Here is a 13,051-nt window from a genome sequence, read left to right on the forward strand (position 1 = left end):
CCGATATTCCTGCGCCTCGAGACCGAACTCGCCGCCATGACGCAACAAGCCAACGCGCTCGACCGAGCCCGGGCGCGGGTCGCTCAAATGGCGATTAGTTGACGGTTCCGTGATGATCACGCGGAGCGGCGTCGCGGCGTCGGCGGGCAAGACGGCCATCATCGGGGCGTCGGCGCTGAAATCCTTTCAAGGGCTTGCGTGAAGGCGGTGTCGGCGATGGCCTGTTCCTCCGCGCTGACATCGTCGCCACACAGGAAGCGGCTCCATTCGTTCATCAGCGGCATGCGCTGCTCGAAGTAGTCGAGGCGCCGGTAGGCGGCTTCCGTCTTATTCTTGATGGAGTGCGCCAGCGCAGCCTCCTTCACCTCGTGCGAGTAGCGGGTTCCCGTCTGCGCTTCCGACCAGTCACGGAACGTGCTGCGGAACCCGTGCACGGTGTAGCCGCCGCCCCATCGCTTCATCACCCCCAGCATCGCGTTTTCCGATAGGTATGGGCTTCTCGTGCCGTCGCTCTTGCGGCGCGCCTGCGCCGGAGGCGGGAACACTGGCGAGCGCGCCCCGGTGCGAAACGCCTTGGCAGACCCCAGCACGCGTAGCGCGCCCTCCGATAGCGGCACCGCGAAATCCTCGCCGCCCTTCATCTTTTCGCCGGGCACCAGCCAGAGGCCCGTTTCCTCGCTGATTTCGTTCCATGTCGCTTGTCGGACGGTTCCCGACCGCAGCGCGGTGAAGATCGTGAAGCGCAGCGCCAACGCGGCGACGCCCTCGACAGCTTCGAGGGTGGCGACGAAGTCGGGGGCCATCTCCCAAGGCATGGCCTCGAAGTGGCGGACCTTGGCCTTCTGGGTCGCCAGCGCTTTGCGCACGCCTTCGACAGGGTTGGCGCCGGTCCGGTATTCCATGGCGAGCGCGTAGTCGAAGACCGTCTTGAGGCGCTGGAGCACCCGCCGCGCCGTCTCCTGTTTCTCCAGCCAGATCGGTTCGAGCAGGGCAACGATATCTGGGCGCGTGATCGCATCGACCGGGCGCTTGCCGATCTTCGGGAATGCGTAGGTGCGGAGCGTCGTGATCCACTGATCGACGTGTTTCGCGTTGCGATTGTTGCCCCTGATCTTCGTCGCGAAAACCTTTTCTGCAACCTCGCTGAACGGCGTTCGCGCGCGCGCTGCGGCGTCCTGTTCTGCTTTCGGATCGCCTCCCGCCCGAGCGATGGCACGGAAGGTCTGCGCCTTCTCGCGCGCCTGCAGCAGCGAAACGAGCGTCGCCGAGCCGAGACCGAAGTCGCGGCGGCTCCCTTGAACGACGACGCGCAGAAGCCACCGACGCGCGCCGGACGGATCTACCACGAGGAATAGCCCGCCGCCGTCGGTGTGCCGTCCCGGCGGCGCCTTCTTTACGAAGAGGGCGGTCAGCCTGCGGTCGCGGTGCGGCCCCTTCGCCTTTCCAGTGCGAGACGGCTCACCGCCGTCCGGCCCTGCGCCATGTCCATCCCACATTTTGCCCCACATTCCTTCGCGCTTGGCGAGAACCATGGGCTGCATCATGGGGACTGCCTCCTAACCAAATCCTTGATGAAAAAGGATTTCTTGGTTAGCAAGGCATTGAGATTTCAGGCTGCTGGCGGAGGGAGAGGGATTCGAACCCTCGATACGGTCTCCCGTATACACACTTTCCAGGCGTGCGCCTTCGACCACTCGGCCACCCCTCCGGCGGCGCGGACAGAAGCACAGGCGGCGGGCGGGCGCAACACCGTCTCGACTGGGCGCAGGCGGCGCATGTCCTTCACCCGCGCGCCGCGGCGCAAGCGGTCTCAGGTCCGGTAGCCGCCCATCCGGCAGACGATCGCCCATTCCTCGGGCGTCACCGGCTGGACCGAAAGGCGCGAGGTCTTCACCAGCGCCATCTCCGCGAGCGCCGGCTCCGCCTTCACGTCGGCGAGCGTGACCGGGCGGGGCATGTCGGCGACGGCGCGGATGGTCACGCATTCCCAGCGCGGGTCGTCCGTCTTCGGGTCGGGCGCGATCTCGCCGCAGACCTCGACGACGCCGACGATGCTCTTCTCCTTGACGGAGTGGTAGAAGAAGCCGAGATCGCCGAGCCTCATCTCGCGCATGTTGTTGCGGGCGAGGTAGTTGCGCACGCCGTCCCAGGGCTCCCCGGCGTCTCCCCGCGCCTTCTGCTTCTCCCAGCCCCAGGTCTCGGGTTCGGATTTGAACAGCCAGTAGGCCATGTCGCCCCCATCGCGCGCCGCATGTCGCGACGTCTGTGCGCCATCGGCGAGGCCGATGACAAGGGCGATGCGGCCCGGCGATTGCGGGCGACCGCGCGACGGGGCAGTCTCGGGGTCAGGCGATGCGGCAGGGAGCGCAGGGCATGAAGATTTTCGCGGCGGGCTCGCGGCCCTCGATGCGGGCGCGGGAGGACTATTTCACCGGCGTCGTCTGGCAGGATCCGATCATCGACGCGCCGGCGCCGGCGCGCCTGCGCGCGATCAGGGTGAGCTTCGAGCCCGGCGCGCGCACCGCCTGGCACACGCACCCGCTGGGGCAGACGCTGCATGTTCTCTCGGGCTCGGGTTTCGTGCAGAAGGCCGGCGAGCCGGCACGGCCGATCCGGCCGGGAGACACCGTGTGGATCCCGCCCGGCGACAAGCACTGGCACGGTGCGGGCCCGGAGACGGCGATGGTCCATCTCGCCATGCAGGAGGCGCTCGACGGCGTGACGGCGGAGTGGCTGGAGCAGGTATCGGACGCCGACTACGCCTCCGCCGAGGGCTAATGCGGGCCCCTCCCTCCGCGCGCTTCGGACCTCGCCTCAGGCCGCGCCCTGGGTCGGCGCGCCGCCCAGCGGCCGCACGCGCAGCCGGGTGATCTGGTTGCGCTGCCGCTCCAGCACCTCGAAGCGGAAATTGTGGAAGCGGAACACCTGGCCGACGGTGGGGATGGTCTGCGCCTCGTGGATGACGAGCCCGGCGATGGTGGTCGCCACCTCGTCCGGCAGTTTCCATTCGCAGAGACGGTTGAGGTCGCGGATCGTTGCCGAGCCCTCCACGACGAAACCGCCGTCGGGCTCGGGCCGCACGCCCTCGGCCTCTAGGTCGTGCTCGTCGGCGATGTCGCCGACGATCTCCTCCAGGATGTCCTCCAGCGTGATCAGCCCCTGAAGCGCGCCGTATTCGTCGACCACCAGCGCGAAATGCGTGCGGCGCCGAAGGAATTCGCGCATCTGCTCGTCGAGCGAGGTCGTGTCCGGCACGAACCACGGCTCCATGGCGACCTTGCTCACGTCGAAGCTCGCCATCGCCTCCACGCCGCCCTTCAGGATCAGCGCGTTGACGGCGCGCAGCAGGTCCTTGGCGTGGATGACGCCGACGATGTTCTCCGCCTCGCCGCGCCAGATCGGGATGCGCGTGTAGGGCGACTGGAGGCAGAAGTTCAGGATCTCCTGCGGCGGGGCGTCGGCGTTGATGGTGGCGATGCCGCGGCGGTGGCGCATGACCTCCGCGACCTCGCGGTTGCGCAGGTCGAGCGCGGCGAGCAGGCGGTCGCGGTCGTCCTTCTGCACCGCGCCCTCGGCGTGGTGGAGGTCGATGGCGCCGCGGATCTCCTCGAAGGCGGCGAAGGCGTGCGCGTCGGGGTCGGTCCGCACGCCGAAGGCGCGCAAGGACTGCCGCACGATGAAACGCACGACCGTGACCACCGGCGCGAAGACCCTGACCACCACGGAGATGACGGGGGCGACGCGCGTCGCGGCGCGTTCGGGGTTGGAGATGGCGTAGGTCTTCGGCATCACCTCGGCGAACACCAGCACCAGCACGGTCATCACCAGCGTCGCCCAGGCGACGCCGTTCTCGCCGAGCAGGACGGTGAGCATCGCCGTCGCGAGCGAGGCGGAGAGGATGTTGACGAGGTTGTTGCCGAGCAGGATGGCGCCGATCAGGCGCTCGCTGTCCTCGCTCAACTTCAGCGCCGCCCTTGCGCCGGGCGAGCCCTGCTCGGCGAGGCGGTGCATCGCCGCGCGCGACATGGCGGTGAGCGCCGTCTCCGAGCCCGAGAAGAACGCCGAGAGCCCCAGCAGCAGGAGAATCGCCGCGGCGGTGAGCCAGATGTCCATGATGTCCGATCCCAGATGCGCGTCCGGTCGATCTAGCGTAAAGCAGCCGCCGCGTCATCGGCATGCGCCGGTGCGGCGACGAGACGCCTGCGGGGTCGCTCCGCCGACGACCTGTCGAAGCGCCGCGACCGCTTGCGGGCCGCCGCCGCGCCGCGCTAGTCACGCGGGCGCCGGATGGGTGGCCGAGCGGTTTAAGGCTCCAGTCTTGAAAACTGGCGTGGGGGCAACTCCACCGTGGGTTCGAATCCCACCCCATCCGCCAAGACCTCCGCGCCGCTTGACCCTGCCGGCGGCGCGCAGCAGAAGGCGGGCGGCGGGGGCAGGGAGAGAGCGTCATGGGCTTCAGGTGCGGGATCGTCGGAATGCCGAATGTCGGCAAGTCCACGCTCTTCAACGCGCTCACGCGCACGGCGGCGGCGCAGGCCGCGAACTTTCCGTTCTGCACCATCGAGCCGAACGTCGGCGAGGTGGCGGTGCCCGACGACCGGCTCGACCGGCTGGCGGCCATCGCCGGCAGCAAGCAGATCATCCCGACGCGGCTGACCTTCGTGGACATCGCGGGCCTCGTGAAGGGCGCCAGCAAGGGCGAGGGGCTCGGCAACCAGTTCCTCGCCAACATCCGCGAGGTCGACGCCATCGCCCATGTGCTGCGCTGCTTCGAGGACGATGACGTGACGCATGTCGACGGGCGGGTGGACCCGGTCGCCGACGCCGAGACGATCGAGACCGAGCTGATGCTCGCCGATCTCGAAAGCGTCGACCGCCGTCTCGCCAACCTCTCGCGCAAGCTGCGCGGCGGTGAGAAGGAGGCGCTGACCCAGGACCGCCTGCTGCGCGCCGCAAAGGAGGCGCTGGAGGCCGGCCGACCCGCGCGGACCGTCGCGGTGGACGCCGAGGACCTGCGCGAGTGGCGGTTGCTCCAGCTGCTGACGTCCAAGCCGGTGCTCTATGTCTGCAACGTCGAGGAGGAGAACGCGGCCGAGGGCAACGCGCAGTCTGCCCGCGTCATGGAGATGGCGGCGCGCGAGGGCGCGGCTGCGGTGGTCATCTCCGCCGCCATCGAGGCGGAGCTCTCGCAGCTGCCCGACGAGGAGCGCGACGCCTTCCTGGCCGAGATGGGGCTGGAGGAGCCCGGGCTCGACCGTCTCATCCGCGCCGGCTACGGCCTGCTCGGGCTCATAACCTATTTCACCGTGGGGCCGAAGGAGGCCCGCGCCTGGACCATCGCCCAGGGCACGAAGGCGCCGCAGGCCGCCGGCGTGATCCACGGCGATTTCGAGAAGGGCTTCATCCGCGCCGAAACCATCGCCTATGACGACTTCACCAGCCTCGGCGGCGAGCAACCGGCCAAGGAGGCCGGCAGGATGCGCGCGGAGGGCAAGACCTACGAGGTCGCCGACGGCGACGTGCTGCACTTCCTGTTCAACCGCTGACGCCGGGGCCGGGGCGATGACGGACGCGGTGGACTGGCAGGCCCTCGCGCGCGAGTTCGTCACGCTGCTCGTGGTGATCGACCCGATCGGAACGCTGCCGGTGTTCTACTTCGCGACCGCCGGGGCGCCGCGCGCGCTGCACTGGCGCGTGGCGGTGCGCGCCGTGCTGGTGGCCGGCGCCGTGCTGATGCTGTTTCTCGTGGCGGGGCAGCTTGTGCTGGAGGCGATCGGGCTGCGGCTCGGCTCGTTCCAGATCGCCGGCGGCATCGTGCTGTTCCTGTTCGCGCTGACGATGATCTTCGGCGACGCCAAGCCGGAGCGCGAGATCGAGGAGGCCGGGCGCGACCACATGGCCGGCGCGGTCTTTCCGCTGGCGATGCCCTCGATCGCCTCTCCCGGCGCGATGCTGGCGGTGGTGATCCTGACCGACAACCACCGCCACTCGATCCCCGATCAGGCGGTGACGGCGCTCATGCTGGTCGCGGTGCTCGCGATCACGCTGGCGCTGCTGCTGGTCGCGTCATGGCTGAAGCGATTCATCGGGACCACCGGCGCCAGCGTGATCAGCCGCGTGATGGGGATCATCCTCGCCACCGTCGCCGTGGATGCGGTGCTGGGCGGGCTGGCGGCGGTGGGCGCGCTGAGCATCGCGGGCGGCTGAGCGGCTGTGGCGGGCGAGGTCCGCCGCGTCGTCCACGTCCGCCAGCGTCGCGCCGAACGCCACCGGCCGCGGCGCGGCGCGAAGGCTGTCGGCGAGCGCATGGGGGCCCGACCACCTGACGCCGCGCAGGAAGCCCCGCGGCGCGGCGTGCGGGCGGCGCAGCCCGACGAGATGATAGCCCCCGTCCTCGGACGGTCCGAATACGCACGCGGCCCGGCGCAGCAGCGCCAGCGCATGGGCGACGGCGCGGCCGTCGAGGTCGGGGATGTCGGCGCCGATCACCGCCGCCGGTCCCGGCCCCGCCGCCCGCAGCGCGCGCGCCATGCGCGCCCCGAGATCGCCGCGGCCCTGCGACGTCCGCGGCAGGGCCGCGGGCCAGCATCGCGGCGCCGCGTTCACGGCGGCGTCGGGGCTGACGGCGAGAACGAGGCGCCAGCGCGGGTCGCGCAGCCTGCGCGTGAGCCGCGCGACCTCGTGACGGAACCACCAGGCGGCCGCCGGCATCCCCACGTCCCGCCCCAGCCGGGTCTTGACGCGCCCGGCGACGGGAAGCTTGACGAAGATGACGACGACCGGCCGCCTCACCGCCGCCAGAACTCCGGCAGCAGCAGCACCAGAACGGGCAGGATCTCCAGCCGGCCGAGGATCATGCCGAGCGTCACGAGCAGCTTGGCGGCGTCAGGGATGGTCGCGAAATTCCCCGCGGGACCGATCACCGGCCCGAGGCCCGGGCCGACGTTGGTCAGCGCCGTCAGCGCAGCGGTGTGGGCTGTGAGGAAATCGAGCCCCGTGCCGGCAAGCGCCACCGTCAGCGCCATCAGCGACACGGCGAAGGCGATGAGGAAGACGAGCGCCGAGCGGAACACCGCCGGGTCGACCTCGCGCGCGCCGTAGCGCGTCAGCGAGACCGCGTTGGGCATCACCAGCCGGCGCAGGTGGGTGCGCAGCATCGCGCCCGTCACCAGCAGGCGATAGGTCTTGACGCCCCCGGTCGTCGACCCCGCGCAGCCTCCAAGGAACATCAGCAGGAAGAAGATCGCCACCGGCGTCGACCCCCAGGCGGTGTAGTCCGACGCCGCGTAGCCCGTCGTCGTGATGACGGAGATGACGTTGAAGACGTCCTCCGCCACGGCGCGCGAGGTGATCACGTCGTTGCGCAGCACGATGACGAGCACGGAGGCGATCGCGACGATGGTGAGGAACAGCGGCACCTGGGGGTCGATCCCGAAGGGCCGGCGCCCCGCAAGAAAGGCGATGTACATCGCGAAGGGCAGCGAGCCGACAAGCATGAAGAAGGAGCCGACCCAGAGCGGCCCGACGCTGTCGAAGTGCCCCATCGAGGCGTCGTAGGTCGAGAAGCCGGCGGTCGAGACGGTGGTCAGCGCGTGCGCCACGGCGTCGAAGCCGGAGAGCCCGACGGCGCTGTAGGCCATGGCGCAGGCGATGGTGGCGAAGGCGTAGACGCCGAGCAGCGTGCGCCCGAAGGACGCGAAGCGCGGCAGCGGCTTGTCGCTGGAGCGGTCCGAACTCTCCTTGCTGAACAGCTGCATGCCGCCGATCTGCAGGAACGGCAGCAGCACCAGCCCGAGCGCCAGGATGCCGACGCCGCCGAGCCACTGCATGATCGCGCGCCACATCAGGATCGCGCGGCTCTCGGTGTCGAGCCCGGTCATCACCGTGGCGCCCGTGGTCGTGAGGCCCGAGGTCGCCTCGAACAGCGCGTCGACCGGGGTCATGCCATGGAGGATGAAGGGCGCGGTCGCGGCGAGCGGCGCCATCGTCCACAGCGTCACGACAACAAGGAAGCCGAAGCGCTGGGTGGGCGGCGGCGTCGCGCCGCGCGTGGAGAAGGCGACGAGCCCCGCCGCGGTGGTGACGAGGCCCGCCGACAGGACCATGTCGCGCCAGCCGCTCCCGCCGCCGAAGGCGTCGACGGCGCCGGCGACCAGCATGGCCGCGGCCAGCGCCAGCCAGATCATCGCGCCGGCGAAGATCGCCGCGCGCACTTCCCTGTTCAGGGAGGGGGGTCTCATCGCCTGTCGCTCCGCTCATAGAGGCGCTGGATACGCTGGGGCGGAACGCCCAGCGAATACAAGCTCAGACACAGCAGGTTGCGCGCGCCGCGGGCCGCCCAGCCCTCCGTCTCGTAGCGTGTCGCGGAGGTTTCGGCCGTGCAGGCGAGCGGGGCGAGCCTGCGGCGGCCCAGCGCGCGGGCGAGCGCGACGTCCTCCATCAGCGGCGCGGGCGGGTGGCCGCCGACGGCGCGGTAGAGCGCTGCGGAGATCAGCAGCGCCTGGTCGCCGTAGGGCAGGGCGAGACGGCGCGCGCGCAGGTTCGCCCATCCGGCCACGAACGACGGCGCGGCGCCGGCGGCGTCGAAGCGCAGCCGCGCCCATCCGGCCGCGTCAGGGCGCGTCGCGACATGGCTGCGCATCGCCGCCGGCCAGTCGGGCGAGAGCCGCGTGTCGGCGTGCAGGAACAGCAGCCAGTCGCCGCGCGCGGCCTCGGCGCCGGCGGCGAGCTGCGTTCCGCGCCCGCGCGGGGCGGCGACGAGCCGCGCGCCGACGCCCTCGGCGATGTCGGCCGTGTCGTCGGTCGAGCCGCCGTCGGCGAAGATCACCTCGCGGATCACGCCGTCGGCGACGCCGGGGCCGAGCGCGCCGAGGGTCGGGCCGAGCGTCGGCGCGGCGTTCAGCGTGGGGATGACGATGGAGATCAAGGGCTTGCCGACAGGCGCGCGGCTCCGCCGTCGGCGGGGCCCTGGGACCGGTCGGCGTCCGCCGCGGCGGGGTCCGGCCACCAGTCGCAGCCGGCCAGCGCGCGGCGCAGCGGCGTGTCGGTCCCGTGCGGGGCCGAGCCGATGTAGAGCCGCGCGACGGCGAGGCTCTCGGGGCCGAGCCTGCGCAGATAGGCGAGCCCGGCCTCGACGGTGAACGGCGTCCCGGTCTCGGCCTCGAAGTTGCGCGGCAGGTCTGTCCACACCGCGCCCGCCGCCCCGGTCAGGCCGCACCAGCTGGCGACGGCTCCTCCGGCGGCCTGAGCGCCTGAAAGCAGGCCCCGCCGCGCGCACCATGCGCCGATGTGCGCCGGGTCGCGCGCGCGCTCGCGGCGGCCGAGATCGGCCGCGGCCTGGGCGACATCACGCCGGACGCTGGCGATGGCGCTGGTGGGGCAGGGGGCGCCGCAGTCCGGGTCGATGACGACGACGAGGCTCATGGCGCGCTTGGGCGAGATGCGGGAGAACTCCAGCGGCAGCGCCGGGCCGCCGCCGAGCGCCCATTCCCCGGCCACATGCGGCGCGAGATCGTCGAGATCCCAGATGAGCGACCCCCAGCCGATGACGGCGACGCGCCCGGCGAAGGCGTGCTGCGAGGGGGTCATCGCGGTCGCGGCGTCATCGCGCCCTCCGTCTGCGCCCATGCGAGGCGGGCCAGCGGCTTCGCTATCGCCGCCGGGCGGCGCTGTAAAGCTTCGCCGCGCCGCCCGGGGCGCTGGACAGGCGCCCCGCCCCGCGCGCTAGAAAGGGGGCCGCGCCGCGGGCGCGACCGAGGGGGAGACCGACGATGACCAGCGCCCTGCCGCCGACGATGCGCGCCGTCGAGATCGCCGCGCCTGGCGGGCCCGAGGCGCTGAAGCCGACGACCCGCCCGACGCCGCATCCCGGCCCCGGTGAAGTCCTGATCCGCGCGCACGCCATCGGCGTGAACCGCCCCGACGCCCTGCAGCGCGCCGGCCTCTACGATCCGCCGCCGGGCGCAAGCGACCTGCCGGGGCTGGAGGCCGCCGGCGAGATCGTCGCCGTCGGCCCCGGAGCGGAGCCGTGGAAGGTCGGCGACCGCGTCAGCGCGCTTACGCCGGGCGGCGCCTATGCCGAATACGTCGTCGCGCCTGCGCCCCACTGCCTGCCCTGGCCCACGGGGTTCGCCCCCGCGCAGGCGGCGGCGCTGCCCGAGACCTTCTTCACCGTCTGGACCAACGTCTTCATGCGCGGCGCCCTGAAGGCGGGCGAGACGCTGCTGGTGCATGGCGGCTCGTCGGGCATCGGCACGACCGCGATCCAGCTCGGGCGCGTGTTCGGCGCGCGGGTGCTCACCACGGTCGGCTCCGCCGACAAGGCGCGCGCCTGCGAGGCGCTGGGGGCGGAGCGCGCCATCCTCTATCGCGAGGAGGATTTCGTGGCGGTCGCGCGCGAGATGACCGGCGGCCGCGGCGTCGACGTGGTGCTCGACATGGTGGGCGGCGACTACATCGCCCGCAACGTTCGCGCCGCCGCCGACAGCGCCCGCATCGTGATGATCGCCTTCCTCGGCGGGCCGAAGGCCGAGCTGAACTTCGCGCAGGTCATGACGAAGCGGCTGACGCTCACCGGCTCGACCCTGCGCCCGCGCACCATCATGGAGAAGGCCGCGATCGCCGACGCCCTGCGCGCCCATGTCTGGCCGCTGCTGGAGGCCGGGCGCATCGCGCCGGTCATGGACCAGACCTTCGCGCTTGAGAACGCCGCAGCCGCCCACGCCCGGATGGAGAGTTCTGCGCATATCGGCAAGATCACGCTGACGCCCTAGAGGCGTGTTCGACCTGAATGCGTCAGGTCCGCCGCGACATGCCATCGCCTTGTCGCGGTTTTTCTGTCGCTGGCTGAGCCAGCCAGCCCGGAAAAAGCTCCGGCGGCGCGATGACGAAGGTTCGGATGGCGCCTGGCGGGGCGCGCAGCCCGGCCTTTGCGGGCAGAGGCGCTCCCGACCCTGCGCCGCGAAGCTCCGTGGCGCCATTACTTGAGGCGCGGACTCCCGTGTGATCGTCAACGCCATCGATCAGGCCGGGACCGTCCTGATTCCGTGCTTGGACTTCGGTCCCGAGCGACGGATCTGACTATTCGACCGACTGGACCTTGCTCTGGAGGGCTACACGCGCGAGTTGCAGGCAGATCCCGCAATCGGCCGCGCCGACCGCCATCGCTTCCCGTTCCGCCCAGACGATGAAACGTCCGAGCGCGGCAAGCCTTGCCTCTCGCTCGGCCTCCTCATCGTCGTCACGGCTGATTCTGCGCTTATCGCTCATGACATTTACTATTACCGCTATGCGGGCGAATTCAAGGCAATTTTAGCGAAAGGCTTCTTCTCTCGTTCAGCGTACAGATGGCAGTTGGACCGTTTTCATCTTGCAGTCGATTTGGGCATCCGGAGCACACGCTCTGGGCGAAAGCGTCCGGTCCAGGCAGATCCTGACCTCGCGGAGCAGGCCGTCGCGGCACGTCACCGTGACGCCGTCGGGTTGGAGCGACGGGTTGGCCTCGATGAAGGCCGCTTCAACCACGCCGGGCGCCACGCGCACGTCGCGGCCCAGCCTGCGCAGCGCCTCGGGGCGGGAGATCGACGCCCAGGCGCGCCGGATCGCCGCGAAATAGTCCGCCGGATCCTCGCCGGAGCAACGGCCGTGCTTCTTCCACTGCCCCCAGGCCAGCCCCGGCGACGCCATGACGTCGGCCATCGCGGCCGTTTCGCGGCGGGAGGGGTCGCGCGCGGTCGTCGCGCAGTACTCAGGCCAGCCGCGCTCGTACTGCGGCCAGAGCCCGTGCACGGTGAAGCCGTAGTCCTCCCGCGCGTCGCATTGCGGGGCGTCCCGCGCGTCGCCCTCCGCCAGGCACCAGCTTGCGTTCCATGACAGCGCGAGAACGTAGTAGTCGAAGTCGCCGGCGACGTGGCGGCCGTCTCGCGGCTGCGCCTGCGCGCCGAGGGCGGCGAGAGCGCAGGCGAGCGCGGCGGCGGCGGCGCGGGGCGCGCGGCGCGATTTCGGGCCGCTTGGCGGACGGTCGGGCATGGCGCCCCCCTTTCTTTCAGGACGCGATGGTTATATACGCTCCGCACTCCCCCCGCGACCGCCGACGATGCGCTGCCTGCGCCCCGGTTCCGCACAGGTCCGCGGGCGACGGGAGCATCGAGAGTTGGGGAGCCCGCGCCATGGCCGATCTGCCGTTGATGCCCAAGGCCACAGCCGTCTGGCTGGTGGAGAACACGACGCTGACCTTCGACCAGATCGCGTCATTCTGCGGCATGCATATTCTCGAGATCGAGGGCATCGCGGACGGCGACGTGGCGCAGGGCATCAAGGGCATCGATCCGGTTCTGACGAGCCAGCTGACCCGCGAGGAGCTCAAACGCTGCGAAGCCGACCCGCGCGCCCGCTTGCGGCTCATCCGCAAGGTGACGCAACTCGCGCCGGAGCCGAAGCGCAAGGGCCCGCGCTACACGCCGCTCTCCAAGCGGCAGGACAGGCCCTCGGCGATCGCATGGCTCGTGCGCTACCACCCCGAGCTCACCGACGGGGCGATCTCCAAGCTGCTCGGCACCACCAAGAACACCATCCAGTCGGTGCGCGACCGCTCGCACTGGAACATCGCCAACATCCGCCCGGTCGACCCCGTGGCGCTGGGGCTTTGCAAGCAGACCGAGCTCGACGCCGCGGTGAAGATGGCGGCGGCGCGCAAGGCGAAGGCCGAGGGCGACGCGCCGATGACCGACGAGGAGAAGATGCGCCTCATGTCCACCGACCAGTCGCTCGGCGCCAGCCGCGAGCCGCGGCTGCCCAGCTCCATGAGCGGGCTGGAGAACTTCACGCTGTCCGACCCGCGTGATCGGGACGGGGAGACCTCGCGCGAGAACGCGCTCGACCCCGACGCGCTCTTCAACCTGCCGGCTGGCGGCGGGCATGACGACGAGGATGAGGACGACGACGACCCCCGGCGCTGAACCGTCGGGCGTCGCGGCCTTTCCATCGCCCGACGCCGCGAGGAGGCGCGGCGCAGTCGTCCTGCAGGCCTGATTCGCGTCGCGCGCCGGATGGG

13 protein-coding genes, 2 tRNA genes and 1 pseudogene are annotated in these 13,051 nt (G+C 71.0%); 6 read left to right on the forward strand and 10 right to left on the reverse strand.

What is annotated here, in order from left to right; translation table 11 throughout:
• Positions 1 to 158 precede the first annotated feature (158 nt).
• From BLW43_RS08215 to BLW43_RS08225, 3 genes are all read right to left on the reverse strand, one after another.
• On the reverse strand, positions 159 to 1,544 hold the full coding sequence (locus tag BLW43_RS08215; protein ID WP_093251709.1) for a tyrosine-type recombinase/integrase: 1,386 nt from the start codon (positions 1,542 to 1,544) through the stop codon (positions 159 to 161).
• Between the two features lie 74 nt (positions 1,545 to 1,618).
• Positions 1,619 to 1,708: transfer RNA gene (locus BLW43_RS08220), tRNA-Ser, on the reverse strand.
• Between the two features lie 102 nt (positions 1,709 to 1,810).
• Positions 1,811 to 2,230: an EVE domain-containing protein gene (locus BLW43_RS08225; RefSeq protein WP_093251711.1), complete on the reverse strand. Its 420-nt coding sequence runs from the start codon at positions 2,228 to 2,230 to the stop codon at positions 1,811 to 1,813.
• Between the two features lie 143 nt (positions 2,231 to 2,373).
• Here BLW43_RS08225 and BLW43_RS08230 point away from each other — a divergent pair, with 143 nt between their 5' ends.
• Positions 2,374 to 2,778 carry a (R)-mandelonitrile lyase gene (locus tag BLW43_RS08230; RefSeq protein WP_093251714.1) on the forward strand — a complete coding sequence of 135 codons (405 nt, stop codon included), beginning with the start codon at positions 2,374 to 2,376 and terminating at the stop codon, positions 2,776 to 2,778.
• Positions 2,779 to 2,814: 36 nt separating this feature from the next.
• Here BLW43_RS08230 and BLW43_RS08235 read toward each other — a convergent pair whose 3' ends face one another.
• Positions 2,815 to 4,113, reverse strand: a complete 1,299-nt coding sequence (locus BLW43_RS08235; RefSeq protein WP_093251717.1) for an HlyC/CorC family transporter — start codon at positions 4,111 to 4,113, stop codon at positions 2,815 to 2,817.
• A 172-nt stretch (positions 4,114 to 4,285) separates the two neighbouring features.
• On the opposite strand from BLW43_RS08235, the gene BLW43_RS08240 reads away from it, so the two are divergent.
• The 3 genes from BLW43_RS08240 to BLW43_RS08250 all read left to right on the forward strand — a co-directional run bounded on the left by BLW43_RS08240 (position 4,286) and on the right by BLW43_RS08250 (position 6,207).
• Positions 4,286 to 4,375, forward strand: a tRNA-Ser gene (locus BLW43_RS08240).
• 73 nt (positions 4,376 to 4,448) lie between these two features.
• Positions 4,449 to 5,546: a redox-regulated ATPase YchF gene (ychF, locus tag BLW43_RS08245; RefSeq protein ID WP_093251719.1), complete on the forward strand. Its 1,098-nt coding sequence runs from the start codon at positions 4,449 to 4,451 to the stop codon at positions 5,544 to 5,546.
• Positions 5,547 to 5,562: 16 nt separating this feature from the next.
• The gene (locus tag BLW43_RS08250) at positions 5,563 to 6,207 is read left to right on the forward strand and encodes a MarC family protein (RefSeq protein ID WP_093251721.1); all 645 of its coding nucleotides are present in this window, start codon (positions 5,563 to 5,565) and stop codon (positions 6,205 to 6,207) included.
• Positions 6,208 to 6,327: 120 nt separating this feature from the next.
• On the opposite strand, the pseudogene BLW43_RS08255 reads toward BLW43_RS08250, so the two are convergent.
• From BLW43_RS08255 to BLW43_RS24270, 4 genes and pseudogenes are all read right to left on the reverse strand, one after another.
• Positions 6,328 to 6,711: pseudogene (locus BLW43_RS08255) on the reverse strand (TIGR04282 family arsenosugar biosynthesis glycosyltransferase); the annotation flags it as partial.
• Positions 6,712 to 6,788: 77 nt separating this feature from the next.
• Positions 6,789 to 8,240 carry a TrkH family potassium uptake protein gene (locus tag BLW43_RS08260; protein WP_093251725.1) on the reverse strand — a complete coding sequence of 484 codons (1,452 nt, stop codon included), beginning with the start codon at positions 8,238 to 8,240 and terminating at the stop codon, positions 6,789 to 6,791.
• Complete coding sequence (locus BLW43_RS08265) at positions 8,237 to 8,926, reverse strand: TIGR04283 family arsenosugar biosynthesis glycosyltransferase (RefSeq protein WP_245730967.1); 690 nt, start codon at positions 8,924 to 8,926, stop codon at positions 8,237 to 8,239. The genes BLW43_RS08260 and BLW43_RS08265 overlap by 4 nt, the downstream gene beginning before the upstream one ends.
• Positions 8,923 to 9,588: a hypothetical protein gene (locus BLW43_RS24270; protein WP_245730968.1), complete on the reverse strand. Its 666-nt coding sequence runs from the start codon at positions 9,586 to 9,588 to the stop codon at positions 8,923 to 8,925. The genes BLW43_RS08265 and BLW43_RS24270 overlap by 4 nt, the downstream gene beginning before the upstream one ends.
• Positions 9,589 to 9,782: 194 nt before the next feature.
• Here BLW43_RS24270 and BLW43_RS08270 point away from each other — a divergent pair, with 194 nt between their 5' ends.
• A complete protein-coding gene (locus tag BLW43_RS08270; RefSeq protein WP_093252604.1) occupies positions 9,783 to 10,772 on the forward strand; it encodes an NAD(P)H-quinone oxidoreductase in 990 nt (329 codons plus the stop codon).
• A 307-nt stretch (positions 10,773 to 11,079) separates the two neighbouring features.
• Here BLW43_RS08270 and BLW43_RS08275 read toward each other — a convergent pair whose 3' ends face one another.
• Entirely contained in the window at positions 11,080 to 11,268 is a 189-nt protein-coding gene (locus BLW43_RS08275) for a hypothetical protein (RefSeq protein ID WP_093251729.1), read from the reverse strand.
• 66 nt (positions 11,269 to 11,334) lie between these two features.
• Positions 11,335 to 12,027 (reverse strand): ribonuclease T2 family protein, encoded by a 693-nt coding sequence (locus BLW43_RS08280; RefSeq protein ID WP_093251731.1) that lies wholly within the window; start codon positions 12,025 to 12,027, stop codon positions 11,335 to 11,337.
• Positions 12,028 to 12,167: 140 nt separating this feature from the next.
• On the opposite strand from BLW43_RS08280, the gene BLW43_RS08285 reads away from it, so the two are divergent.
• Positions 12,168 to 12,956: a DUF1013 domain-containing protein gene (locus tag BLW43_RS08285; RefSeq protein ID WP_093251732.1), complete on the forward strand. Its 789-nt coding sequence runs from the start codon at positions 12,168 to 12,170 to the stop codon at positions 12,954 to 12,956.
• The last annotated feature ends 95 nt before the right edge of the window (positions 12,957 to 13,051 follow it).

Source organism: Rubrimonas cliftonensis (assembly GCF_900107585.1).
Classification (GTDB): Bacteria; Pseudomonadota; Alphaproteobacteria; order Rhodobacterales; family Rhodobacteraceae; genus Rubrimonas; species Rubrimonas cliftonensis.